We start from the raw sequence: 22,513 nt of genomic DNA, 5'->3' as shown, positions 1-22,513 counted from the left end.
CGATGCGTCATCGTCAACTTAAGGTTGACGCATGAGCCCACTCGACATCAGCCTCGCCGACTTGATCGCACGGCTCGACGAGGAACTCCCCGACGCCAACGAACTGGCCCGTATCAGCGAGGCGCGACTTCGCGCGCAGACGCTGTCCGACCTCGGTGACCAGCTCATCGACCACTACGTCAGCAAGGCCAAGCAGACCGGCGCGTCCTGGACCGAGATCGGCGACGCCATCGGCGTGACCAAGCAGGCCGCCCAGCAACGCCACGCGCCCGCCGCGTTCGAGCGGTTCACCAATCTGAACCGGCACAGCATCGTGCTGGCACAGGAAGTCGCCCGCACGCACAAGCACGACTTCATCGGCACCGAACACATGCTGCTGGGCCTGCTCGGCGAACCGCAGGGCCTGGCGTACGAGGTGCTGGTGGCGAAAACCGAGTCGGAGCAACGCATCCGCGACGCGATCGGGGAAGCGATGCCGCCGGCGGGGGAGAAGGCGCTGCGGGGGCACATCGCGTTCCGGCCGGAGAGCAAGGAGGCCATTGGGCAGGCGCGTCGCGTGTCGGCCGACCTCGGCCACGACTGGGTCGGCACGGAACACACACTGCTGGGCCTGATCCGCGTCGAGGAGAGCCCGGCCGCGCAGATCCTGCGCAGCCTCGGCTTCACGTCGGACGAGCTGCACGAGACGGTCAAGACCGAGATCGCCAAACGTCTCGCCGTGCGCGACAAGCAGTAACTGAACGATCAGCAGCCGTGGGGGACCGGACTGACGTGGCTTTTCCCACCCGGCGTCGCCGAGCGGTCGCGTCGTTCTCGCGACTATGCGGTTTGGTCACTTGGTGTCCAAAGTGTCTCAAGGCGCGACCGGCGGCGGGCGGATCCGTCTGGGGAAAGGAGCGGCAGAGTCCCACGTCTCCTTGGTACGGTGCGCCGATGTCAGTGATCAAGAAGTTCCAAGTCACCTTTGACTGCGCGGACCCTGAGCGCGTCGCTCGTTTTTGGTGCGAGGTGTTGGGGTATGTCATGCCGCCGCCACCGGAGGGGTTCGCCACCTGGGACGACTTCAACCGCACCCTGCCTCCTGAGAAGCGGGGTGCGTGGTCCGCCTGCAGTGATCCCTCGGGTGTGGGCCCGCGCCTGTACTTCCAGCGTGTCCCCGAAGGCAAGGTCGTAAAGAATCGGGTGCATCTCGACGTCCGGGTCGGCACCGGGCTCGTGGGGGACGAGCGTCTCGCCGCGCTCGAAGCCGAGTGCGCACGACTGGTCGCTCTCGGCGCCACCCACGTGCAAACTCTGTATGCCGATGAGGAGAACGAGTCGTGCATCCCGATGCTGGACATCGAGGGCAACGAGTTCTGTATCGACTGAGCATTCTGCGAGCCAGAGAGGCCCAGGGGAGCCGCCTCCCCTGGGCCTCTCTGGCTCCGCTTACCGACTCGGTTCCCGTGTGCGGTCGGGACCGAAGCCTCGTATGCCGCGCTGGGACAGCACCGCCGAGCGGGCATGCGCGGGGATTCCCACGCCCCTCACCTGATCCGAGATCCGGTGGTTCAGGGCAGCGGTCCTCCGGTGGCGGTCGGCGCACGGCTCCCTGAGTCTGGCCTGGACGAGGCTCCGCGCTTGCATCCGGGCCGTCCGGAAGGATTGACTCCCATGGCTGTCACCACGACCGACCACATGGTCCCCCATAAGTCGACCGTCCCCGCCACGGACGGCCAGCAGGTCGACCTCTTCGTACGAGAGCACGACGGCACACCCTCCGGCCCCCCTGCGGCCCGCGAGGTCGTCCTCATGCTGCATGGCAGGAGTATTCCGGTCCTGGCCGGCTACGACCTTCAGTACACCTCGTACGGGTGGGCCGATGCGTTGGCCCAGGCCGGTTACGACGTCTTCATGATGGACCTCCAGGGCTCTGGCCGGTCGCCGCGTCCCCGGATGGAGGACCCGTGCAACGTCAATCCCAACGAGCAGGGCGCCATCAACCCCCCGCTGTCGGGCGCGCGCACCGCGAGCTACCCCTTCGTACTGACCAACTCCCAGAGCGACCAGGACGAGCTCGGCACCGTGGTCGACTACATCCGGAGCATTCGCAACGTCTCGAAGGTCTCTTTCATCGGCTGGTCGGCGGCCGCGTTCGCCATGGGGCCGTACGCGATCAAGAATCCGGGGAAAGTGGAGAGCCTGTTCCTGCTCGCGCCGATCTTCCCGCCGCTGGGCCCCTCGAACCCGCCGACGCTGCCGGCGCCCGGATTTCCCACCCACGTGCTCACGCGCACGGGCTTCGAACAGGCGTGGACCAATGAGGTGCACTGTACGAACCAGCGCGAGCCCGGCATCGTCGACGTCGTGTGGGGCGCCCTCATGGAGGAAGACCCGATCGGCCGTACGTGGGGGAAGGTCCTGCCCGCGACCGGAAGGCCCGAGGGCGTCAGCCGGTTCCGGAACTTCGTGACGTGGGGCTGGAACAAGACCACCGCGGGACAGGGCGGTGTCCTGGGCGGAAGCGTGCCCGTGCTCATCGTGCACGGCGAGTTCGACAAGACCGCCAACACCACACCGCCCAGCTCCAACGCTGTGCTCGACTTCCATGTCCCCGCGCTCTACGACGCCATCACGGGGGCGCACAAGCTCCTGGTCACGGTGGCGTGCGCCGGCCACTCCATGCCCTGGGAAGGGCAGCACAGCAACCTGCACGCCCTGTCGAAGCACTGGCTCAAGCACACCAGCGTCGACGGCAACACTCAGGGCCGCTTCACCATGGACGAGAACGGCAACATCACTCCGGCGCCTTAGCTTCGGGCATGCCGGCGCTGCGGCGGGGGAGTCCGTCGGACTGTTCAGCCGCGTGGCCGCACCGTCATCCGGATCCCGTCCCGTGCCCACAGTACGAACCGTTCCACCGGTGTCACCTCGTGGCCCGGCGCGGGCCAAAAGCGCAGGCGCTTGAGGAGCACGGCCAGGACGAGCTGGGCCTCGACCGTTGCCAGGGCGGCGCCCTCGCAGCTGCGCGGTCCGATCCCGAAGGGGACGTACGCGTACCGTGGCCGCTTGGCCACTTCCTGCGGTGTGAAGCGCTCGGGGTCGAAGCGTTCTGGGTTGGGCCAGTGTTCGGGGTTCAGGTGTAGCGCCCAGAACGGATAGAACACCGTTGTGCCGGCGGGGATCTCGTACGGGCCCAGGACCAGGTCGTCGGTCGTCTCGCGCGCACCGTAGGGGCCGGGCGGGAACAGCCGCATCGACTCCTTGAGCACCATGTCCAGATACGTGAGCCGCCGCAGATCGCTGAAATCGGGCGCGGCGCGCTCGCCGAGCACCTGGTCCAGCTCGGCGGCGACGCGGTCGGCCGCGTCGGGGTGGCGGCCCAGCAGGTGCAGCGTCCAGGAGACGGCGACGCCGGTGGTGTGGTGGGCGGCGAGCAGGGTCATCATCACGGTGTCCCGGATCCGTGCCGGACGCTCACCCGCCTCGACCAGCGCCCCGATCAGGTCGCTGCGGTCGGTGCGACCGCCCGAGCGGTGCGCCGCCACCACGCGGTCGACCGTCCCCCGCAGATACGCGAGAGCCTCGTCGGCCCGGTCGGCCGAGCGCGGGTCGGCTCGCGGTACCTGATAGAGCCGCCCGAGGTGCTCGGTGAGCACCTCCTCGAACGCGGCGACGATACGGTCCACGTCCGCCTCGGCCTCCGCGCCGCCGAGGGCGAACCCGCAGATCATGCGAAGCGACAGAGCGGTCAACTCCCTTTGCAGCTCGACTGGTTCGCCTCCGTCCCGCCCGGCCCAGCGGTCCGCGAGCTCCAGCGCCAGCTGAGTGAAGCGTGCGAAGTGCCGCTCGTGGGCCGGGCGTCCGGCGAGCACCGAGAGCATCAGCCGACGCCAGGGTGTGTGCTCGTCGGCGGGGAGCACTTGCAGGTTGCCCGCCTCGCACAGCGGGTCCAGGAAGGCGAAGAGCTTGTCGGGGCGCTCGTCGAGGTGCGCCGTGGCCTCCAGGAGCACGGGATCGGCGACCGACACCGCCGTGTCCGCGCCGGGGAGTTGGAAGCGCACGACGGGTCCGTACGTGTCGTGCAGACGTAATTGGTACTGATGCAGCCCGCCCGCGGCGGCCACGGCGCTCAGCCCGCCGTCCGCCTGGTGCTCGGGCCCGGGGACGTGCATGACGGTGCCTCCTGTCCGGGCGAGGGCTCACGGGTCCGTCCGAGGGCCCGCCCGTCCCTCAACTCGCCTTTACCATCCGCAGCTTCCCCTGTTCCCGTGTCCTACCCATGACGGGCCCCGTGCGGCACCGGTCTCACCGGCCTCGGCGAGCACTTCGCGGATCAGGTGGACCACGGACAGTGCGTCCTGGGCTGGTCTTGCGGGATCGCGGTTGGAGGTCTCTCGGCGGGTGTTCTGCGAGTGCTTGGCGGACTCGATTCAGGAAAGAGGAGCATGTGAGCACCGCGAGTTGGAGCGGGTGCTCTGCCGCTCCCGCAGTGTCGCATTACTACAAGATGAGCGGCAGCGCCGGTGGGGATAGTTGCGCCGTGGGCGCGGTTCCTCGCCTCGGGAGAGTCGGGTCCGCTGTCCTGCACGAGAGATTCCTGCATGAGAGATGAGGACGCCATGCGCAAGATCAGCCTGAAGACGCGCGAGCTGCCCCGCGAGGACCGCACGGTGCCGCCCTGGGACGTGTAAGGGCTCATCCACCTCAGCTATTGCGCCATGTGCCGGGGCCGGCTTCGGCTGGTCCCGGCACTTCTTCGTCCACCACCCAGACGGGAGCGGTCTGTGCAACTGAGGCGCGCGGTCACCCTGGTGTGCTACTGGCACCACGACGACTTCGTGATCCACGACTACCTGCGGCGGACCACCACCGTGTTCGACCCGGTCGCCGCCGAAATCCTGAGCCTGTTCGACGACTGGACCGACAGCGAACAAGCCGTCAAGAACCTCGACGGCTGCGACCCCGAGTCCGTCGGCCAGGCCATCGCCGCACTGCGCGAGCGTGGACTACTGCTCACCCCAAAGGAGTTCGGTGCCGACGGGGGCATGTTGGAGCGGGCGTGGGGGACGTGGGCACCCGAGGCGGACATGTTCCACTTCGCGACCCGTGACGCGTCCTTTGAGGAGCCCACCCCCGAGTCCCGCCAGGAGCGGGTACGTGAAGGGCGACCCGCTATTTTCAAGAACTACCCCGGGGCCGACCGGATACTGCTGCCTCGCCGACCGGCCCGTCTGACCGACGAGTTCGGAAAAGTCCTGTACACCCGGCGCACTCACCGCGCCTTCACCGGCGAGCCCGTACCGCTGGATGTGTTCGCCGCCCTGCTGAGCACGGTGTTCGGGCCGGCGGGTTTCATCGATGCCGACGCCTTCGGCACCTTGATGCTGCGCACCAGCGCCTCCGGCGGTGCCCGGCACGAACTGGAGGCCTATGTCGCTGTCTTCGATGTCACGGGCATCGAATCCGGCGTGTACCACTACAACGTGCTGGAGCACTCACTGGAACTGCTCCGCCAGGACTGTTCCCGCGAACACGCCGCCCGTCTGTGTGCCGACCAGAGTGCGATCAGGGACGCCGCGTTCGTCGTCTTCGTCACGGCCGTGGTGGAACGGATGGCCGTCAAGTACCGGCACCCGCGGGCATACCGGGTGATGCTCATGAACGCGGGGCACTTCGGGCAGACCTTCGCCCTTACGGCCACGGCGCTGGGGCTCGGACCGTTCCAGACCGCCGCGTTCAACGACAGCGGCGTCGAGCAGATGCTCGGCGTCGACGGCATGGCGGAGGTCGCGCTGTACGCCCTGGCGGCAGGATGGCCGACAGGACCGGGTCCCGCCCGTTCTCCCGCAGGCCTTGAGTCCTTCGGCCGTACGGTGCTGTGCACCGAGTCGACGGTGCCCCGCGACTAGCCGATGCGTGGTGCCCTGCTGCCCGCGGCACTGGGACCGCGTGGCGCGCGGAAGCTGGTGGCCGGCACCGTCGCCGGGGACCTCGCGGGAGGGCTCATCCTGGGCACGCTGCCCCTGGCCGTCCTCGCACACGGGGGTGGTCCGCTGCTGATCGGCCTGGTCAGCGCAGCGGTGACCGGTTGGTGGATCCTGGCCATCCCCCTGGGTGCCTTCGTCGACCGCCGAGGGTGTGGCCCGGTCCTGACAGCGGCGACAGCGCTCCGATGCGCCGCGGCGGTGCTGCTCGCCGCCGGTGCTCTGCGGCCCGGTGTCGGTGCCGAACTGCTGCTCGGGGCGGGGGCGTTGGCCTACGGTCTGGCCAGTACCGGCACGGACATCGCGGCGGCCGTGGCGCCCGTGCGCCTGCTGGATCCGGCCGCGTGCGACGAGGTATACGCATTGCTGTACGTCTCAAGCCGGGTCGCCGGCTTGGCCGCGGGCCCCGCTGCCGGGGCCGCACTGTTCGCGGTCTCCCCGACACTGCCCTTCGCGGCGGGCAGTGCATGTCTGGCGCTGTCGTGCTTCACCTTCGTACGACTGCGCCGTCCGCTCGCCGATGTCGAGGGACCGCCGCGGGCCGCGGAACGCCGCAGGGTATGGGCCGGGGTCGCGGTGATCCGTAACGATGCCTTCCTGCGCCCGGTGGCCATCACGCTGATCGGCGTCGCGATGGCGGAGGAGACCGTCGCCACCGTCGTTGCCCCCTACTTTCGCGCAGGCCACGCGGCAGGCCCGTGGATCCCGCTGCTGGGCGCGCTGCGGGGCGTTTCCGGGGCGGTCTCGATCGGTGCCGCGCTGGCAGCCGGCCGCCTTGCCCGGCGATTCCGGCTGCATCGCGTACTCATCGCCGTGGCCACACTCGGCGCCTTCTGTCCCGCGCTCATGGCCATCGGCCCCGGCCTTCTCACGGTGGGCGGCGCGCTGGTCCTGTCCGCTTGCACCGAAGCGATCTGGGTGCCGCTGGTCCAGAGCGAGACGGCCCGCCGCACCCCCGCCCATCTGGTGGCACGCACGCGCGCCACCATCACCTTCATCGTCTGGGGGAGCCTGCCCCTCACCAGCACCGCCGCCGGCGCGCTGGCCCAGCTCATCGGAATCCCGGTCACGCTGACTCTCGCGTCCGTACTCGCCTTCACATCCTGCCTGTTCGGTGTGTGGTGGCCTGTGATCACCGGGACAGGCGTCGGCCAGAGGCACCACTGACACCTTCGCCATGCCCGACGCGAGCAGGCGGCAGACCGCTTCCACCACCAGCGCCCTTGCCCGGCTCGACGCGCTCCCGAACCCGGGCTGATCAGCAGCATCCCGCCCCTGCGCACGGCGCCACCCCGAGGCCGTGGAACCCGGCGCCCACCCGACGCGACAGTTGGGCAACGGCGAGACCGGTCATGCGGGCCCGGGGCGAGGCGGCGCGGCCGTCATGGCGAGGCAGACGAGGTTCACTGTCCTCGCCGGCGGAGGTCCCCTTTTTGGCGGCTCCGGCAGCTGTGCCCGAGCGAGGGAAGTCAGTGGGCGGGGACCGGCTCGGACGGCGGTTGCCACTCCCGCCTGAGCAGGCCGTAGACCCACGAGTCCGAGACGTCGCCGTTGACGACGCAGTCCTGTGGCAACGTCCCTTCACGTACGAAGCCGAGCTTCTCCAGCACGCGGGCAGAAGCGACGTTGCGCGTGTCGGTCTCGGCCTGGACGCGATTGAGGTCCAGCGTGTCGAATGCCCACCGCAGCAGAGCGCGCGCGGCCTCGGTCGCGTAGCCGTGGCCCCATGCCGCATCGCCGAAGCAGTAGCCGAGTGACGCGCTGCGGTAGTCCGGATTCCACCTGTTCAGGCTGCACCAGCCGATGAACGCCCCGTCCGAGACACGATCCACGGCCAGCCGCGCCCCGGTGCCCTCCTGTGCCATCTGTCGGCACGCCGTGATGAACTTCTCGGCGCGCACGCGGTCGCTCCACGGTGGCGCGTCCCAGTAGCGCAGCACATAGGCGTCGCTGTGCAGCGCGAAGAGGTCGTTGGCATCCGCGTCTTCGAAGGCACGCAGCCGAAGGCGAGCGGTGTGCAACGAGGGTGCGGGCAGCGACGTCCTCATGTTCCCTCCGTTGATCGGTGGCCGATCCATCACACATCCGACGAGGGTCACCCGCAACGGGTTTCTCGGCGGCCCGGCAGAGCGACATATCCGCTCATCGACGTTGACCTCGGCGTTCTCGTGGCGCGATGCCGCTTGGCGATCCGCCAGGTGTCCGCTGTCGGTGACCGCCGTGCCTGGTAAGTCCTTCACGACTGCTGCCAGTTCCGCGCGGATGACCTCCCGCTTGCCGTCGTTGTCGCCGGGGTGAAGGCCCTGGCTGTCGGCCACCACGTTGCTGGTGGAGGCGATCACCCAGTCCGCTGTGACGCCGTTCCTTGTCCGGGCCTCGGCTGCGCCGCCCACAGTGCTTTGGACGAAGATGATGGTGGACGCCATGCCCGACCAGCAGGGTGAGTGGGGTGATGACGGCGGCCGCCTCTTGGCGTTCGCGCGGGCGTTGTTGGCTGCGAGATGGCCCGTGACGCTGAACAGCCGCAGCGGAGCGCCCAGGACAGCAAGCGCTCCCTTGGCGGTGAGCGGAACGAGCAGCGCGAGCCCGATCGAGATCACGAGGACCACGAGGTAGGTCACCGGCATCGAGGCTGGTTCGGTGTGCGGTGTGGCCCGCGCCACGGCCCGACACACTGGCTGCGAATCGCTCAACAGCGGTGGCCTGCCCCGCAATCGGGTCCCTGCGATCTCGTCGTCGATCGTCACGTACAGTGCGGTCGAGAGCGTGTTCAGATCGGTCGTCACAAACTGATCGTGGATACCTTCGTCCCTTTGGCAGCGCGGAACTTCGGATTTATTCGAGATCGGTCCCGGTTGCGACCGGGGCAATACGAGGGGGAGAGCCAATCATGGGGGAACTGGACGGCAGGACCGCACTGGTCACGGGCGGCTCGCGCGGAATCGGTCGCGCGGTTGCCCTGCGGCTCGCCGCCGAGGGGGCGCTGGTCGCGGTCCACTACGGCGGCAACGACGAGGCCGCCGCGGAGACCACGGCGCTGATCGCCGAGGCCGGCGGCCGGGCGTTCGCGGTGCGGTCCAGGTTCGGCGAGAGCGGTGCGGTGGACCGGCTGTTCGAGGGGCTCGCCGCCGGGCTGGTGGACCACAGCGCGGACGGTTTGGACATCCTGGTCAACAACGCGGGCATCCACTCGGTCAGTTCGATCGGGCAGCTCACGGAGAAGGAATTCGAACAGCTTCTGGCGGTCAACGTGAGCACGCCGGTCTTCGTGGTCCAGCGGGCGCTGCCGCTGCTGCGGGACGGCGGACGGATCATCAACATGGGCTCGGCGGCCACCCGGATCGCGAACCCCATGCAGATCGGGTACACCGTCACCAAGGCGGCGCTGGCTGCCCTCAGCCCGTCGCTCGCCAACGAGCTCGGCCGGCGCGGGATCACCGTGAACACGGTCGAACCCGGGGTGGTGTTGACCGACATGACCGCCGGGTGGACCGGCGTGCCCGAGGCAATGGCCGGACTTGAGTCGATCACCGCGCTCGGACGGATTGGCGAGCCGGGGGACGTCGCAGATGTGGTGGGCTTCCTGGCGGGTCCGCAGGGCCGCTGGGTGACCGGCCAGATCATCGACGTCTCAGGCGGCACCTACCTCGGCCCGATCACGGGCAGGTGATCCGCCATCCGGAGCAGGTGCCGGTCCATGCCGTCGCGTGCGGAATCAATCGCCTCAAGCGCCATCGGGCCGTCGCCACGAGGTACCACAAGCTCGCCGTCCGCTACGAGGCGACAGTGCTGGTCGCAGTCCTCAATGAACGGCCGTGACCAGCACTTTCCCAACAGCCCCTAATCGACACGTCCGGGCGAGTGCCCCGGCCGCCGCTCCGCGCCCTGGATCAGGCACTCGATCAGGTAGTCGCCCGTGTCCTCGTCGATGGTCACGCCGTGGGTCTCGCTGCGGAAGCCGGGGAAGCGGCGGTCGAAGGACTCCAGGGCGGTGAGATAGCGCAACAGCGGGCCGTCGGGTGCGCCGGTGGACTCGCCCGGCATCAGGACCGGGATGCCGGGCGGGGTGACCGTGACCATGGCCGCCGCCACCCGGCTCGCCGCCTCCGAGATCCGGACCCGCTCGGTGTCACCCCGCACCAGCCGCTGGTAGCAGTGCTGAGGTGGCGCCACGGGCTGCGGGAGCTGCTGGAAGGCCGTGTCCAGAAGCTCCACCAGGCGTACCGAGCGCAGTTGCTCGTGCATCTCCCGGCACAGCCCGCGCAGAGTCAGGCCCGTGTACCGGCGGGGATGCGCGGCGACGGCCTCCGGCAGGACGCGCTCCAGTGGGGCGTCGGCGTCGTAGAGGGCCTTGAAATCCGTCAGGGCGTCCAGCAGGGTGCCCCACTTGCCCTTGGTGATGCCCATGGAGAACAGGATCAGTGTGGTGTAACTGTCGGTCTTCTCCACCACGATCTTCCGGGTGGCCAGATAGGCGGTGAGCACCCGGGCCGGGATGCCCTCCTCGGCCATCTCGCCGGTGGCGCTGATGCCCGGGCAGGTCAGCGTGACCTTGACGGGGTCCAACATGCAGTGGCCCTCGGTCAGCCCGGGGAAACCGTGCCAGTCGGCGCCGGGCTCCAGCAGCCAGCAGGACTGCTCGGTGCGCAGCAGCTCCGACGGGGCTTCCTCGAAGGGCAGCCGTTCGCCGGTCGGCGGGTCGGTGACCGTGTCCGGCTGCCACACCCCGAAGAACCACGGCGGCCGGTCCCCGGCACTCTCGATCCGCCGTCGCAGGTGCACCATCTCCTGACGGAAGCGGATCGCCTCGGTCACCGCCTCGTCGATCAGCCACTCGCCCTGCGGGCCGTCCATCATCGCCGTCGCCACGTCGAGCGAGGCGATCATCGGGTAGAGGGGCGAGGTGGTGCCGTGCATCATCAGCGCCTCGTTGAACCGGTCATGTTCCACCGGTGCCCGCGCTGCGGGTCGCAGGTGCACCATCGCGCTCTGGGACAGCGCCGCCAGCAGCTTGTGCGTGGACTGGGTGGCGAACACGGTCGGGCGGTCCGGGCCGGGGAAGGCCTCCTCGTCCACCGACATGCCGTAACGGCCGGCGTAGAGAGGGTGGAAGCGGGCGTACGCGAACCACGCCTCGTCGAAGTGCAACCGGGGCGTGCTGGCGGCGAACGCGCGAGCGGTGGCTACCGCGTCGTAACTGAGGCCGTCATAAGTGGAGTTGGTGAACACCGCGTACTGCGGGTGCGGGGACACCGCGCCCTCGGCGAGCGGGTTCGCGGCGATCCGGGCCGCCACCGCGTCCGCGGCGATCTCGGCCGGGGGCAGCGGCCCCGCCAGGCCGTAGCCGTTGCGGGTGGGGACCAGGTAGACCGGCCGGGCGCCCGAGACGACCAGGCCGTGCAGCACGGACTTGTGGCAGTTGCGGTCCACCAGCGCGATCTCGTCGCGGGTGACGCTGAAATGGCCGACCAGGCGGTTGCAGGTGGAGTCGCCGTGCAGCACGAAGTAGGTGAGGTCGGAGCCGAACACACGGGCCGCGTTGCGCTCCGCCTCGCCGATCGGGCCGGTGTGCTCGAACAGCGAGCCCAGTTCCTCGACCGAGATCGACAGGTCGCTGCGCAGCAGCCGCTCCCCGAAGTAGTCGTGGAAGGCGCGTCCCGCCGGCGACTTGAGGAAGGCGACACCGCCGGAGTGGGCCGGGGTGTGCCAGGAGTATTCGTGGGCGTCGTCGAAGCGGCGCAGTGCCCGGAAGAACGGCGGCAGCACGGATTCCCGGTAGGCGCGGGCAGCGGCGGTGATGCGGCCCGCGATGAAGCCCGGGGTGTCCTCCAGCGGCCAGACGTAGCCCACGACCGACTCGGACACCCACAGCGGCAGGTCCCGTACGCCCTCGTCGGCCATCACCAAGAAGATCGGCAGGTCCCGGAAACGGCGGCCGATCCGGTGCAGCACCGCGCCGCCGCCCGGGGTCCCGTCGAGGGTGCTGCCCGGCGCGGCGAGTGCGGCGCCGGCCCCGTCACCGGCGGCCCTGGGAAGGTTCCAGGCCACCAGCGCCGCCGCCAGACCGGCCTCGGTGCGCAGTACCGCGTCCGCGTCCTTTGCCGTGACCTCCCACCGGACTTCGAAGCCGCCCGCCTCGATCGCGTCCCGGATCTTCCGTAACTGCTGGGGCCCGGCGCCCTCGCCCCGAGGGTGTTCCGGTACCGCGACCAGGATCCTGCTGTCGGCCATGCGCTCTCCCGCCCTCCCGGCGGCGCCCCCGCCGCCCCGGCCAGTGTCCTGGCGGCGCACCGGGCACAACGGCGGCCGGGACGGCAAACCACCGTTATGGCGGAAGCCGCCGTCCCGACGTTGACTCTCGCAACAGGCAGGGCCTAGGGGAGAGCTCCTGGCAAACCCCTACGGGCAGGCGTCGTGCGTGCCCGTCTTCGGGCTGATGCCGGGTCAGGGGGCCAGGGCCACATTGGACGCCATGAGACGAACTCATCGCATCGCCGCGTCCGGCACTCTCGCGATCGTGCTGTCCCTTCCGCTGGTCCTGCCGGCCGCCTCGGCGCAGGCGGCCACCCCGGCCCCGGCCGTCACCACCGCCGCCAGGGACGTCCAGCTGACACTGCCCCGCCCCACCGGCCCGCACGCCGTCGGCCGCAGCACGCTGGACCTGGTGGACACCCACCGCCCGGACCCATGGGTGCCCGCCGCCGGCCCGCGCCGGCTGATGGTGTCGGTGTTCTACCCCGCACGGCCCCACACCGGCGCACCCGCCACCTACATGAGCACCGAAGAGGCCGCGCTGTTGCTGCAGCGGCGGGCGCCGGGAGCCGGTATCCCGCCCGCCACGCTCAGCGGCACCCGCTCCTGGGCCCGCACCGGCGCCCGCCCGGCCCCGGGCCGCTTCCCGCTGGTCGTGCTCTCACCCGGCTTCACCCTGCCGCGCACCACGCTCACCGGCCTCGCCGAGGACCTGGCCAGCCGCGGTTACGTGGTCGCACTCGTCAACCACACCTATGAGGACTCCGGAACCACGTTCCCCGACGGCTCAACGCTCACCTGCGCCATCTGCGGCGGCAACCTTCCCCCGGGTGGCTGGGTCGCCGTGAACGAGAGCCGGGCGACGGACGTCTCGTTCGTCATCGACCAGCTGACCAGCCGTCATTCCCCGTGGCCGTACCACCGCACGATCGACCGGAACCGTATCGGCATGGCCGGCCACTCCGTCGGCGGCAGCGCAGCTGCCTCGGCCATGGCCGTCGACCGGCGGGTGCGCGCCGGTGTGGACATGGACGGCACTTTCGACGTCGTTCCCCCGGCCGCGGGCGTGGGAGAGCGGCCCTTCCTGCTGCTGGGCACCGAGTCCGCGCACGCCCCGGGCAAGGACACCTCGTGGGACCAGGCGTGGGCGGACCTCGGCGGCTGGAAACGCTGGCTGACCGTCGCGGGAGCCGACCACTTCAACTTCAACGATCTCCCCGCTCTCGCCTCCCAGTTGGGCCTCCCCCTCCCGGGCGAGACCATCGCCCCCGAGCGCGCGGCGGCGATCACCCGCGCCTACGTCGGCGCCTTCTTCGACCTCCAGCTGAAGGGAATTCCGCAGCCCCTCCTCGACAACCCCTCGCGGGCCTACCCGGAGGTCACGTTCCAGCACCCCTAGGTGGTGACGGGCGGGCAGGGGAGGGGGAGGCCGGGTTACCTGCGCCGTGCGGTGTCGGAGGGCAGTTCGGTGAAGCGGTCGCGGTACTCGCCGGCGAAGCGGCCGAGGTGGGAGACACCCCACCGGTAGGCGATCGTGCCGACGGGATCGGTGGAGGCGAGGATGTCCTGACGAATCCGGTCGAGCCGCAGGTTGCGGACGTACGCCATGGGTGACAGGCCGAGCCGGGCGCGGAATGCGGAGCTGAGGGTCCGCGGGCTGCAGCCCGCGGCACCGGCGATGGCGCCGAGGCTGATGTGCTCCGGGAGGTTCGCTTCGATGAATGCGAGGGCTGCCCGTAAGGAGCGCGGGTAACTGGGTTGTGGACCGTCGTGCAGCTCGCCGGTGTGCGAGTGCGGCTGGGCGAGGAGCAGGGCGGTGACGAGGCAACGCAGCTGGCTGCGCTGCAGCTCCGGGCGCTGGAACAGGGGGTCTTGCGAGTCCAGCTGTTCGAGGAGGGAGCGGACCAGCAGTCGCACCGCCCGGCCTTTGGGCTTGGCCAGGTCGAGGGCGAAGTCGAAGCGCACGGTGGACACCGGGGCATGCCCGGTCAGCGTGGCGAATTCCTGGTCGACCAGGGCGGCGTCGATCCGCAGGCCCAGGAACCGCGTCCTGCGGCCGCGCAGGGGCCGCAGTTCCTGGGTGTCTCCGGGGTTGGCGACTCCCGCCGTCGCCTCGTCGAGCGTCGCCCGGCGGCCGCCGCAGGTTGCCGAGATGGCGCCGGAGACACCGATGTTGACGAAGTAGGAGCCGCGGTTACGGCCTTGGGTCGAGGCGACGCGTACATCGAGTGGCGAGACGAAGTAGCCCACCGCGAAGCCGTGTGCGGCGACGCCGCGCAGTTCGTGATCGCCGCCGCACGGCTCGTCCAGGGGCGTTGCGGCGATCGAGCCGCCGAAAAGGCGGGCGGCGGCGTGGAGCACGTCGGCGGGGTTCTGGGATCTGGTGATGAGGTGGTTGCGCAGCGGCGTCGGCACGATGGTGGGCTCACCTCCCTGAGAACCTGCGGCGAACGGGGCAGGACGAGCGTCGCTGACGAGGGCTGGCCACACGCTGGACGGCCAAGTTCCTGGCCGGGTAGGGCTGTTGGCTACCCGGGTCGGCCGTGGGCATGGCCCTTACCTGGTGGTGTGCGTGGGGTAGACCTGAACGTCGGTGTACGCCCCCTTGATCTTCCCCGCGCCCGCGGGCCAGTTCAGGGTCACGGTGTGGGTCTCGTTCGGGGGCGTCACCAGGATGTTGGTCGGGTGCGCGAGGCTGCCGCCGGTTTTGTCGATGTCGTAGGCGAGGTCGAAGACGGCGGCGTCGCCGGGCTTCAGGATGGTGATACGCGGCTGGGCGTGGCCGCGCTCGATGGGGCTTGAGGTGTGGTCGGCGTCCTTGATGTCGACGCCCGCGAAGCCCGTTGCCGAGCAGGTGGTCGAACCCCGGTTGATCATCGTGATGTTGATCCTGCCGGAGTCCTTGTCGGGTGCGGCGTCGCCGGCGTCGATGGCCAGGTCCCGCGTCTTGCAGAACTTGACCTTGCCGTCGGTGTTCGTCGTGCCGTTCGCGGCCCCGGCGCCGGCCGAGGTGTCCGCACCGGAGCCCGACTTCGCGTTCCCGGCCTCCGAGCCGCCCTTCGACTTCGAGCCACCGTCCGAGGACGAAGAAGAGGATGAAGGGGCGGAGGACGAGGAGCCCTTGGCGGACGAGTCCTTCCCGGAGTCGTCGCCGCCACAGGCGGTGAGCGAGAGGGTGGCGACGACGCCTATGGCGGCGAGAGCGGCGATGCGGGTGTGCTTCACGATGTTCCCCCGGGAGTAGCGCGGTGCATGTGGTCGGAAGTATTTGTACCTCGCACCGAGTTACAGGTGGTCCTCCGTGACGTCTTCGTTCTGTCACAGACGTATCGAGTTGCACGCCACGGCCTTGACCCGCCAACTCCCGCTGTGGGGAGAGGAGTTGGTGAAGCTTGCGCCCGGTCGGTCACCATCAGGTGGTCGCTCATCGCGTCAGATGGCTTACGCGGGCTCGGCCATGAGCCGGTGGCAGGAATCGGCCAGCGGATACGCCTCGTGGTGGCGCTGCGCCTGCTCCAGGGCGGCGATCGCCACCGAGGTCTCCACGAGCGTTCGGCACCGCTGTGAGCGTCGGCCGACGAAGGCTTGAAGCCCCGCGCCGACGGACTCGTGCCGCCTGATTTCCCTGGCCAGTACGAGCCCGTCCTCGATGGCCAGGGCGGCGCCACTGGCCATCTGAGGTGCGGGCGCATGCGCGGCGTCCCCGATGACCACGCTGTTGCCCCGGCTCCAAGTGCCCTCCAGGAGCCCTGTCAGCACTGGGCGGCGCACCACCGATTCCGACACGGATATCAGGGAGCGCATCTCCTGCACCCGACCCGGGAATGCCTCAAGGAGCTGCCGCAGACGCGGGGCGAGTTCGGCATCCGGCAGGACGCTCTGCTCCACTCCGTTCTCCGTCAGGAACACGTATGCCTGGCTGTCCGAGAGGGGCACGAGTCCGGCCGTGTCGGTCTTCCCGGCGAACTGGTGGATCCCGGTGGCCCACAGCGGGCGGGGCACCAGGGCGCGCCAGACCATCTGCCCGTGAAAGTCGAGCGAGGCCTCAAGACCCAGCAGGCCCCGAGTCGACGAGCGGATCCCGTCCGCGCCCACCAGCAGCGCGACTTGCCGGACCGTCCCGTCCGACAACCGCACGCGGACCAGTTCCCTGTCCTGATCCACCGCGGCAACGGTCACTCCGTGACGTATCACTGCGCCGCACTTCTCGGCTTCCGCGTAGAGGATGCGGTGCAGCACGGGACGCGCGATCCCGACCATCGCCGGTCGTCGCGCGCCCATCAGGCGCGGTAACCGGACCTCGTCCGCGGGCTCGCCGTTCACATCCACGTGGGTGATCGTGCTCATGCCGTAGCCCTCGGCCAGGCACGCGTCCGCAAGGCCGAGCTCGTCGAGCGCGCGCAGTGACGGACCGGTCAGGCACAACCCCCATCCAGAAGGTGCCTCCGGCGGGCCGACCTCGGCGATTTCCACCCGCCATCCGCCGCGTGCCAGGGCGGTGGCCGCTGTCAGACCAGCCACGCCCGCGCCCACGATCACGGCCGTCCGAGCACCGCGGCAGCTGTCCATGTACGCCTCCAGAGCGCTGATTTCGTCGAAACCTTCAGGGTTCCTCGAAACCGTAGGACCCGTCGGCGCTCCGCCTTGTCCGAATCGGGCAGCGGCCATCCGCTGCTGGCAAGCGGTCATCACAGAGGAGCGGCCCACGACCAACACAGGCACCCAGAACAGCGTCACTGGGCCGGGATCGGCTGGGTCAGGTTCACGGGGTTGCCGTCGGGGTCCTGGATGTGGGCGACGCGTTGTCCCCACGGCATGTCGTTGGGGCCGCCGTGGAGCGAGCCGCCCAGCGCCGTCACCCGGCCGAGCGTCTCATCGACGTCGTCGACACCGATGCTGAGCACGATCCGCGGTGCCACTTCGGGCCCCAGATCCGTCCTGGCCACCAGCCCGAGGTCGGTGTCGCCGATGCGCAAGCCGACGTAGAAGGTCGGCCCTTCCGCCGGTACCCGGAAGGTCTCCTCGGCGCCGAACAATCTCGTATAGAAGCCGAGCAGGACGTCATGGTTGGCAGTCAAGATCACTGGCTGGATGGTGGACATGGCACTCCTTCGAGGACGGTCGTGTCGCTGGGCAGACCCTTCGAGGACGGTGAACTCATCGGCAGACCGCCCTGCCGGACGAGCGCGCGGTGTCCCGCATCGCCTGCCGTGGTGCGCGCCGCGGCCAACTTGCGCAGGAGCGGCGGACTCTCGCGCCGGTCAGTGAATTCCGGAAGGCCGTGCGAAACCCCCTTGCGCAATGGTCAAGAATCGTTGACCATTGCTCTCATGCCTGCCGATGATCTTCCCGAGACGTTTCACGTCACCACTGACGAGCAGCTACGCGCCGTCTCCAATCTCACGCGTCACCGCATCATGGCCGTGCTCCGCTTCGAGCCCGCGACGATCACGCAGATCGCCGAGCGAGTGGGCCTGGCGAAGGGGAGTTCCAGCTACCACGTACGGCTGCTGGAGCGGGCCGGCCTGGTGAAGGTGGTACGGACGCGGAAGGTGCGGGGGGTCACCGAGCGGTACTACGCGATGGCCGCACGCTCGATCGTGCTGCCGGATCCGGGCGAGGGAGGGCCGGATGTGCTGATGCGACATGCGGTGGCGGACCTGGAGGCGGCGCCGGCGGACGGCGAGCGGCATGTACGGATGGCGCATCTGCGGCTCACCGACGAACAGTTCGCGGAGCTGGGGGAGCGGCTGCAGGCACTGGCGGACGAATACCGGGAGCTGTCCGACCCGTCGCTGCCGGACGCGTCACTCGTCTTCGCGCTGTTCCACCCGGCACCGCGCCGGCAGACCGAAGGGGACGCCAAGTGACCACAGATGTCCGGAAGTTGCCGACCGGGTTCGGACGGCTGTGGACCGCGCAGACGGTGTCCTCGCTCGGTGACGGGGTGTCACATGCCGCGCTGCCACTGCTCGCGTTGACGTTGACGCGGGATCCGATGGCGCTCGCCGTCGTCACGGCCTCCGGAACGCTGCCGTGGCTGCTCTTCGGGGTACTCGGCGGCGCGCTGGTGGACCGCTGGGACCGACGGCGCACGATGTGGGTCACGGACGCGGCGCGTGCGGTGCTGCTCGCGATACCGGCGGCAGCGGCCGCGCTCGACGTGCTGAGCATTGCGCTGCTCGCGGCCGTCGCCTTCCTGCTCGGCCTCGGCGGACTCTTCTTCGACACGGCCGCCACGGCGTATCTGCCGGATCTGCTCGGCCGCGACCCCACGCTACTTGAGCGCGCCAACTCCCGCCTGCGCGGCGCCCAGACCGCCGCGTCCGGTTTCGCGGGGCCGCCCGCGGGCAGTGCCCTGCTCGCGCTCGGGCGGGCGTTTCCGCTGCTCGCCGACGCGGTGTCGTTCGCGCTCTCCGCAACTCTCGTACGGTCGCTGCCTGCCGCGCCCCGGCCCGTACCGCAGGCCCGTGAGTCGCTGCTGCGGCAGGCGCGGGCGGGTGCCTCGTACGTGTTCCGGGATCGGTTGCTGCTCGGGCTCGCGCTGCGTCCCGCGGTCGGGAACATCGCCTTCATCGCCGTGGAGACCGTGCTCGCCCTCTTCGCGCACGATCGTCTCGGCATCGACACCTTCGGCTTCGGCCTGCTCCTCACGGCGGAGGCCACCGGCGGTCTGCTCGGCGCGGGCATCGCCTCCTTCCTGGGTCGACGACTCGGCACCGGTACCGCGCTGACCTGCACGGCCGCGGTCGAGGGGTTGGCCATCCTGGGGCTTGCCGCTGCCCCGAACCCGTACGTGGCCGGGCTCGCGCTCGCCGTCTGCGGGGCGGGCATGGGCGCCACGATGGTGCTCGGGCCCTCCCTCCGGCAGGCGATCGTCCCCGCCCACCTGATGGGCCGGGTCGCCTCCACCTCCCGCATGCTCGCCATGTGCGCCGCCCCGTTCGGCGCCTTCCTCGGCGGCTGGCTGGCCACCACCTACGACGTACGCACCCCGCTCTACACCGCCGCCGGCCTCCTCCTCACCATGACGGCCATCACGGCGACCATGACCAGCAACCGCCGGGTCGAGGCGGCGTTGCGTGACGCTGCCTCGGCCGGCGGTCCAGGTCACCCGGAATCCGAGGAACCCGTTCGGGAGGGTGTACGCGTATCGCAATAGCGCACCGAGGGTTTCGGAGCGCTGGCGGTTTTCACTGCGCTCGACCGCCGAATCCTCGGATGCCACTATCTCCGGTTCGGTTTCCCGTAGTTGGTGGGCGTGACGCTGCTCCGAACCGCGTCAGGGCTTCGTCAGCCGTCCTCAGCCGTCCTCGATGTCCGAGATGAGCTTGGTGCTCAGGTCGCTCTGCACCGCCAGCCGGGTGTGCCCGGCGTCCGGTCCGGTGCCCCAGGTGAGGGTGACCGTGGTGAACAGGTGTCCGGCGCCGGAGTCGTGGTAGCGGACCTCCCAGCCGGTGGGCACGTCCTGGGCGCGCAGGACGCCGTCGGCGTGGTTGGCCTCCTCCCAGGCGGCCAGCCGCTGCCGGAGATCCTCCGTGAGGTAGTGGCCGCGAAGCTCCGAGCCCAGGTCGTCGACGCCGTCGAAGACGGCGTCGACGTAGGCGCCGTAGAAGTCGGCCACCCTGTCGACCGCCGAGTCCGGGCTCCCTGAGCGCACCGGGCTGCCCGCCTGATCGTCCGGCATGAACTCCTCCTTTGGAACACTGTTGTTGAGCCCACTCCATTGATGGCAAGCTGCCCCGGTTCCTCTGGAAACAGTCACTTCAGGCGATATATAGCTGAACGTGATGGTCTGGCCGTTGCCCGATGAGCGGGTCAGTCGTTGAATGCCTTGGCCACGGCGTCTGCGAGCTGGTTCAAGACGTCACGTGAGAGCTGCACCGACCCGGTGAACGAGAAGAAGGCGTGGGTGGCGCCCTTGATCGGGAGGTGGGTGACCGGCACGTCGGCGGCGGCGAGCTTGCGCGCGTACCGGTCACCCTGGTCCCGCAGCGGATCGTGTTCGGCGGTGACGATGACGGCGGGAGGAAGCCCGGCCAGTTCGTCGGAGCGCACCGGCGAGACGCGCAGGTCGGCGCCTTCGTCGGGCGTGTTGAGGTAAAGGCCCCAGAACCATTCGAGCCAACTGCGGCTCAGTAGCGGTCCGGCCATGTTCTCGTACATGGAGGGGCTGTCGTCGAACCGGTCGACGGCCGGGTACGCCAGTACCTGGAGCGCGATGTGAGGTCCCCCGCGCCGCTGCGCTTCCTGCACGAGGGCCGCGGCGAGGTTGCCGCCGGCGCTCTCGCCGAGCACCGCAATGCTTTGTCCGTCGCCGCCGAAACTTGCGGCGTTGGCCGAGACCCATGTCAGGGCGGCGTAGGCGTCTTCGATCCCCGCCGGGAAGCGGTGTTCGGGCGCGAGCCGGTAGTCGACGGAGACCACGATCGTGCCGGAGCGGTTGGCCACGATGCGGGCTATGTGGTCCTGGCTGTCCAGGTCTCCGAGGACCCATCCGCCGCCGTGGAGGAAGACCGTCACGGGGCGCGGCCCGGAGCGCGGGACGGTGGCGGGGGTGTAGATGCGGACGGGGACTTCGATGCCTTCGGCGGTGGCCACTGCGTCGTGCACGCGGGCGACGGGCTCGATGTCACCCGCGAGGGTGGAGAGGCTGCGCGCGAGGTCGCGGTTCTCCGCGACCGTTCGGCTCTCCGGTGCCGGTTCGCCTCCTTCGGCCAACTTCTTGAGCAAGGCATCGATCTGGGGGTCGAGGGACATGGTGAGGCGACCTTCCTGGAGCTGGCGAAACGACACGGTAGGGGTGGGTCAGCGGGCGATCGAGATCGCGAAGGGTGTGAATCCGGTGGACCGGATGACGTGCGGGACGAAGAGGATCGCGGCCTCCGTGGCGCGGGCGGTCTGGATCCGGCCGAGGTCGGTGATCCATTCCTTTTGCCAGCCGAGGTCGGTGAGCAGTTCGCGGACGGTCTGCTTGGCCTGCGGGTCGTCGCCGGAGAGGAACGCGGTCGGTGACTGGGTGAGCGTTGCCGGTGCGGTCATCACCGGGAAGAGCATGGTGTTGAGTGTCTTGACGACGTGCGTTTCGGGGAGCGCTTCCTGGAGTTGTTCGGCGAGGCTTGAGCCGGGGTGGATCAGGTCCGCGGGCAGGCCGTCCGGTCCGTCGGTGGTGGCGTTGGAGACATCGACGAGGATCTTGCCGCGCAGTTCCTCGCGCAGGGCGGCGAGCCGCTCCAGCGAGCCGGCTCCCGGGGTGGCGTTGATGACGATCCGGGCGGTCCGGGCGGCGTCGGCGGCGGCGCCCGGCGCGCGGTCCGCCACGGTCACCTCATGCCCTGCCCGGGTGAGGGCCGCGGCCAGGTTTCCGCCGACGCGGCCGTTTCCGAGAACTGCGATCGTGGTCACGATGATGTGGTCCTTTTCGTGGGTGCGGGTTGTGGTGCGCGGTCAGCGTGAGAGCGTGGCGACGGCCTCGGCGTGGACGCCGGGCGCGGCGGCCAGGAAGCTTTCGCTCTGCGGGGTCCAGGGGCGGCCCTGGGCGTCGGAGATCCGGCCGCCGGCCTCGGTGACGAGCAGCGCGCCGGGGAGCAGGTCCGCGCGGGCGCCGGCGAACTGCCAGAAGGCGTCGATCCGGCCGGCGGCCACGTTGGTCAGGTGCAGGGTCGCGGGCACGGCGGTGCGCACGACGAGGGCGTCGAAGAGCATCGCGGTGATCGAGGAGCCGACGCGCCGCACGACCTTCTCGTCCTCGTCCGGCCGGGCCTGGCTGGTGGCCACGATGCTCAGGCCGAGGTCCGCAGTGGAGGAGACGTGCAGCGGTCGGCCGTCGAGGTGGGCGCCCGCGCCGGTGAGCGCGGTGTAGGTCTCGCCGGTCAACGGCAGGTGGACCGCGGTGAGTACCGGCTGGTTGTCCCGCACGAGGGTGGCGGTCACCGCCCACTCCGGCAGGGCGTGCAGGTGGTTGACGTTGCCTTCGGCCGGATCCACGACCCACCATTCGCCGGGCGGTAGCGCCCCGCCGTCCAGTTCGTCCTCGACCCAGCCGGCGTCCGGACGCAGGCTCGTGAGGCGGGGGCGCAGGATGCCGAGCGCCGTGTCGTCGTTGACGGCGAGCGCGCGCATCAGCTCTTGGCGGGTCTGGTAGCGGACCACGTCGCCGAAGCGCTCGCGCAGCAAGGAGCCGGCCGCGCGCACGGCGATCGCGGTCTGGGCGAGCAGGTCGGCGTCGGAGGCGGCGACGTCAGTGGTCTGAAGCGTTTCGGGCATGGTGAACTCCCTTGTGAGTAAGGGGTGAT

At 69.9% G+C, this 22,513-nt stretch carries 20 protein-coding genes; 9 read left to right on the top strand and 11 right to left on the bottom strand.

Annotation, left to right across the window (positions count from 1 at the left end; all coding sequences use genetic code 11):
• The first annotated feature begins 31 nt into the window (after window positions 1-31).
• From ACGFRG_RS01075 to ACGFRG_RS01065, 3 genes are all read left to right on the top strand, one after another.
• Window positions 32-736 (top strand): Clp protease N-terminal domain-containing protein, encoded by a 705-nt coding sequence (locus tag ACGFRG_RS01075; RefSeq protein WP_361416555.1) that lies wholly within the window; start codon window positions 32-34, stop codon window positions 734-736.
• Between the two features lie 197 nt (window positions 737-933).
• Window positions 934-1,368 (top strand): VOC family protein, encoded by a 435-nt coding sequence (locus tag ACGFRG_RS01070; protein ID WP_393260065.1) that lies wholly within the window; start codon window positions 934-936, stop codon window positions 1,366-1,368.
• A gap of 285 nt (window positions 1,369-1,653) precedes the next feature.
• Window positions 1,654-2,793: an alpha/beta fold hydrolase gene (locus ACGFRG_RS01065; RefSeq protein ID WP_393260062.1), complete on the top strand. Its 1,140-nt coding sequence runs from the start codon at window positions 1,654-1,656 to the stop codon at window positions 2,791-2,793.
• A 44-nt stretch (window positions 2,794-2,837) separates the two neighbouring features.
• Here ACGFRG_RS01065 and ACGFRG_RS01060 read toward each other — a convergent pair whose 3' ends face one another.
• Window positions 2,838-4,154: a cytochrome P450 gene (locus ACGFRG_RS01060; RefSeq protein WP_393260059.1), complete on the bottom strand. Its 1,317-nt coding sequence runs from the start codon at window positions 4,152-4,154 to the stop codon at window positions 2,838-2,840.
• A gap of 612 nt (window positions 4,155-4,766) precedes the next feature.
• Between ACGFRG_RS01060 and ACGFRG_RS01055 the strand changes: the two genes are divergently transcribed.
• A complete protein-coding gene (locus ACGFRG_RS01055; RefSeq protein ID WP_393260057.1) occupies window positions 4,767-5,891 on the top strand; it encodes a SagB/ThcOx family dehydrogenase in 1,125 nt (374 codons plus the stop codon).
• Between the two features lie 57 nt (window positions 5,892-5,948).
• Window positions 5,949-7,133, top strand: coding sequence for an MFS transporter (locus ACGFRG_RS01050; RefSeq protein ID WP_393260054.1), 1,185 nt, complete (start codon window positions 5,949-5,951; stop codon window positions 7,131-7,133).
• Window positions 7,134-7,435: 302 nt separating this feature from the next.
• Here ACGFRG_RS01050 and ACGFRG_RS01045 read toward each other — a convergent pair whose 3' ends face one another.
• Complete coding sequence (locus tag ACGFRG_RS01045; protein ID WP_393260787.1) at window positions 7,436-8,014, bottom strand: GNAT family N-acetyltransferase; 579 nt, start codon at window positions 8,012-8,014, stop codon at window positions 7,436-7,438.
• An 842-nt stretch (window positions 8,015-8,856) separates the two neighbouring features.
• Between ACGFRG_RS01045 and ACGFRG_RS01040 the strand changes: the two genes are divergently transcribed.
• Window positions 8,857-9,636 (top strand): SDR family NAD(P)-dependent oxidoreductase, encoded by a 780-nt coding sequence (locus ACGFRG_RS01040; RefSeq protein WP_393260051.1) that lies wholly within the window; start codon window positions 8,857-8,859, stop codon window positions 9,634-9,636.
• A gap of 170 nt (window positions 9,637-9,806) precedes the next feature.
• On the opposite strand, the gene ACGFRG_RS01035 is transcribed toward ACGFRG_RS01040, so the two are convergent.
• A complete protein-coding gene (locus tag ACGFRG_RS01035; RefSeq protein WP_393260049.1) occupies window positions 9,807-12,197 on the bottom strand; it encodes an Orn/Lys/Arg decarboxylase N-terminal domain-containing protein in 2,391 nt (796 codons plus the stop codon).
• 241 nt (window positions 12,198-12,438) lie between these two features.
• Between ACGFRG_RS01035 and ACGFRG_RS01030 the strand changes: the two genes are divergently transcribed.
• Window positions 12,439-13,617 carry an alpha/beta hydrolase family protein gene (locus ACGFRG_RS01030; protein ID WP_393260046.1) on the top strand — a complete coding sequence of 393 codons (1,179 nt, stop codon included), beginning with the start codon at window positions 12,439-12,441 and terminating at the stop codon, window positions 13,615-13,617.
• A gap of 35 nt (window positions 13,618-13,652) precedes the next feature.
• On the opposite strand, the gene ACGFRG_RS01025 is transcribed toward ACGFRG_RS01030, so the two are convergent.
• From ACGFRG_RS01025 to ACGFRG_RS01010, 4 genes are all read right to left on the bottom strand, one after another.
• A complete protein-coding gene (locus tag ACGFRG_RS01025; protein WP_393260043.1) occupies window positions 13,653-14,633 on the bottom strand; it encodes an AraC family transcriptional regulator in 981 nt (326 codons plus the stop codon).
• A 141-nt stretch (window positions 14,634-14,774) separates the two neighbouring features.
• Window positions 14,775-15,443, bottom strand: coding sequence for a DUF4232 domain-containing protein (locus ACGFRG_RS01020; RefSeq protein WP_393260040.1), 669 nt, complete (start codon window positions 15,441-15,443; stop codon window positions 14,775-14,777).
• A gap of 216 nt (window positions 15,444-15,659) precedes the next feature.
• Window positions 15,660-16,787 (bottom strand): FAD-dependent monooxygenase, encoded by a 1,128-nt coding sequence (locus ACGFRG_RS01015; protein ID WP_393260038.1) that lies wholly within the window; start codon window positions 16,785-16,787, stop codon window positions 15,660-15,662.
• Between the two features lie 164 nt (window positions 16,788-16,951).
• Window positions 16,952-17,320 carry a VOC family protein gene (locus tag ACGFRG_RS01010; RefSeq protein ID WP_393260035.1) on the bottom strand — a complete coding sequence of 123 codons (369 nt, stop codon included), beginning with the start codon at window positions 17,318-17,320 and terminating at the stop codon, window positions 16,952-16,954.
• Window positions 17,321-17,548: 228 nt separating this feature from the next.
• On the opposite strand from ACGFRG_RS01010, the gene ACGFRG_RS01005 reads away from it, so the two are divergent.
• Window positions 17,549-18,088 (top strand): ArsR/SmtB family transcription factor, encoded by a 540-nt coding sequence (locus tag ACGFRG_RS01005; RefSeq protein ID WP_393260033.1) that lies wholly within the window; start codon window positions 17,549-17,551, stop codon window positions 18,086-18,088.
• The gene (locus ACGFRG_RS01000) at window positions 18,085-19,380 is read left to right on the top strand and encodes an MFS transporter (RefSeq protein ID WP_393260030.1); all 1,296 of its coding nucleotides are present in this window, start codon (window positions 18,085-18,087) and stop codon (window positions 19,378-19,380) included. Before ACGFRG_RS01005 ends, ACGFRG_RS01000 begins: the two co-directional genes overlap by 4 nt.
• A 141-nt stretch (window positions 19,381-19,521) precedes the next feature.
• Here ACGFRG_RS01000 and ACGFRG_RS00995 read toward each other — a convergent pair whose 3' ends face one another.
• From ACGFRG_RS00995 to ACGFRG_RS00980, 4 genes are all read right to left on the bottom strand, one after another.
• Window positions 19,522-19,905, bottom strand: a complete 384-nt coding sequence (locus ACGFRG_RS00995) for a hypothetical protein (RefSeq protein ID WP_361416509.1) — start codon at window positions 19,903-19,905, stop codon at window positions 19,522-19,524.
• A 131-nt stretch (window positions 19,906-20,036) separates the two neighbouring features.
• A complete protein-coding gene (locus ACGFRG_RS00990; RefSeq protein ID WP_393260027.1) occupies window positions 20,037-20,978 on the bottom strand; it encodes an alpha/beta hydrolase in 942 nt (313 codons plus the stop codon).
• 48 nt (window positions 20,979-21,026) lie between these two features.
• Window positions 21,027-21,623 (bottom strand): NADPH-dependent F420 reductase, encoded by a 597-nt coding sequence (locus ACGFRG_RS00985; RefSeq protein ID WP_393260024.1) that lies wholly within the window; start codon window positions 21,621-21,623, stop codon window positions 21,027-21,029.
• A gap of 42 nt (window positions 21,624-21,665) precedes the next feature.
• A complete protein-coding gene (locus tag ACGFRG_RS00980) occupies window positions 21,666-22,484 on the bottom strand; it encodes a 3'(2'),5'-bisphosphate nucleotidase CysQ (protein ID WP_393260021.1) in 819 nt (272 codons plus the stop codon).
• Between the last annotated feature and the right edge of the window lie 29 nt (window positions 22,485-22,513).

It is taken from the genome of Streptomyces sp. NPDC048696, assembly GCF_043198895.1.
Taxonomy (GTDB): domain Bacteria; phylum Actinomycetota; class Actinomycetes; order Streptomycetales; family Streptomycetaceae; genus Streptomyces.
Note: the sequence above shows the minus strand (reverse complement) of the source record. Positions and strands in the feature narration are given on the sequence as shown.

What these genes read in the sequence shown, in the direction of transcription:
- ACGFRG_RS01005 (WP_393260033.1), top strand. Translation starts at nt 17,549, where the DNA reads ATGCCTGCCGATGATCTTCCCGAGACGTTTCACGTCACCACTGACGAG.
- ACGFRG_RS00990 (WP_393260027.1), bottom strand. Translation starts at nt 20,978, where the DNA reads ATGTCCCTCGACCCCCAGATCGATGCCTTGCTCAAGAAGTTGGCCGAA.
- ACGFRG_RS00980 (WP_393260021.1), bottom strand. Translation starts at nt 22,484, where the DNA reads ATGCCCGAAACGCTTCAGACCACTGACGTCGCCGCCTCCGACGCCGAC.
- ACGFRG_RS01035 (WP_393260049.1), bottom strand. Translation starts at nt 12,197, where the DNA reads ATGGCCGACAGCAGGATCCTGGTCGCGGTACCGGAACACCCTCGGGGC.
- ACGFRG_RS01015 (WP_393260038.1), bottom strand. Translation starts at nt 16,787, where the DNA reads ATGGACAGCTGCCGCGGTGCTCGGACGGCCGTGATCGTGGGCGCGGGC.
- ACGFRG_RS01010 (WP_393260035.1), bottom strand. Translation starts at nt 17,320, where the DNA reads ATGTCCACCATCCAGCCAGTGATCTTGACTGCCAACCATGACGTCCTG.
- ACGFRG_RS01040 (WP_393260051.1), top strand. Translation starts at nt 8,857, where the DNA reads ATGGGGGAACTGGACGGCAGGACCGCACTGGTCACGGGCGGCTCGCGC.
- ACGFRG_RS01045 (WP_393260787.1), bottom strand. Translation starts at nt 8,014, where the DNA reads ATGAGGACGTCGCTGCCCGCACCCTCGTTGCACACCGCTCGCCTTCGG.
- ACGFRG_RS01065 (WP_393260062.1), top strand. Translation starts at nt 1,654, where the DNA reads ATGGCTGTCACCACGACCGACCACATGGTCCCCCATAAGTCGACCGTC.
- ACGFRG_RS01060 (WP_393260059.1), bottom strand. Translation starts at nt 4,154, where the DNA reads ATGCACGTCCCCGGGCCCGAGCACCAGGCGGACGGCGGGCTGAGCGCC.
- ACGFRG_RS01075 (WP_361416555.1), top strand. Translation starts at nt 32, where the DNA reads ATGAGCCCACTCGACATCAGCCTCGCCGACTTGATCGCACGGCTCGAC.
- ACGFRG_RS01070 (WP_393260065.1), top strand. Translation starts at nt 934, where the DNA reads ATGTCAGTGATCAAGAAGTTCCAAGTCACCTTTGACTGCGCGGACCCT.
- ACGFRG_RS00995 (WP_361416509.1), bottom strand. Translation starts at nt 19,905, where the DNA reads ATGCCGGACGATCAGGCGGGCAGCCCGGTGCGCTCAGGGAGCCCGGAC.
- ACGFRG_RS01030 (WP_393260046.1), top strand. Translation starts at nt 12,439, where the DNA reads ATGAGACGAACTCATCGCATCGCCGCGTCCGGCACTCTCGCGATCGTG.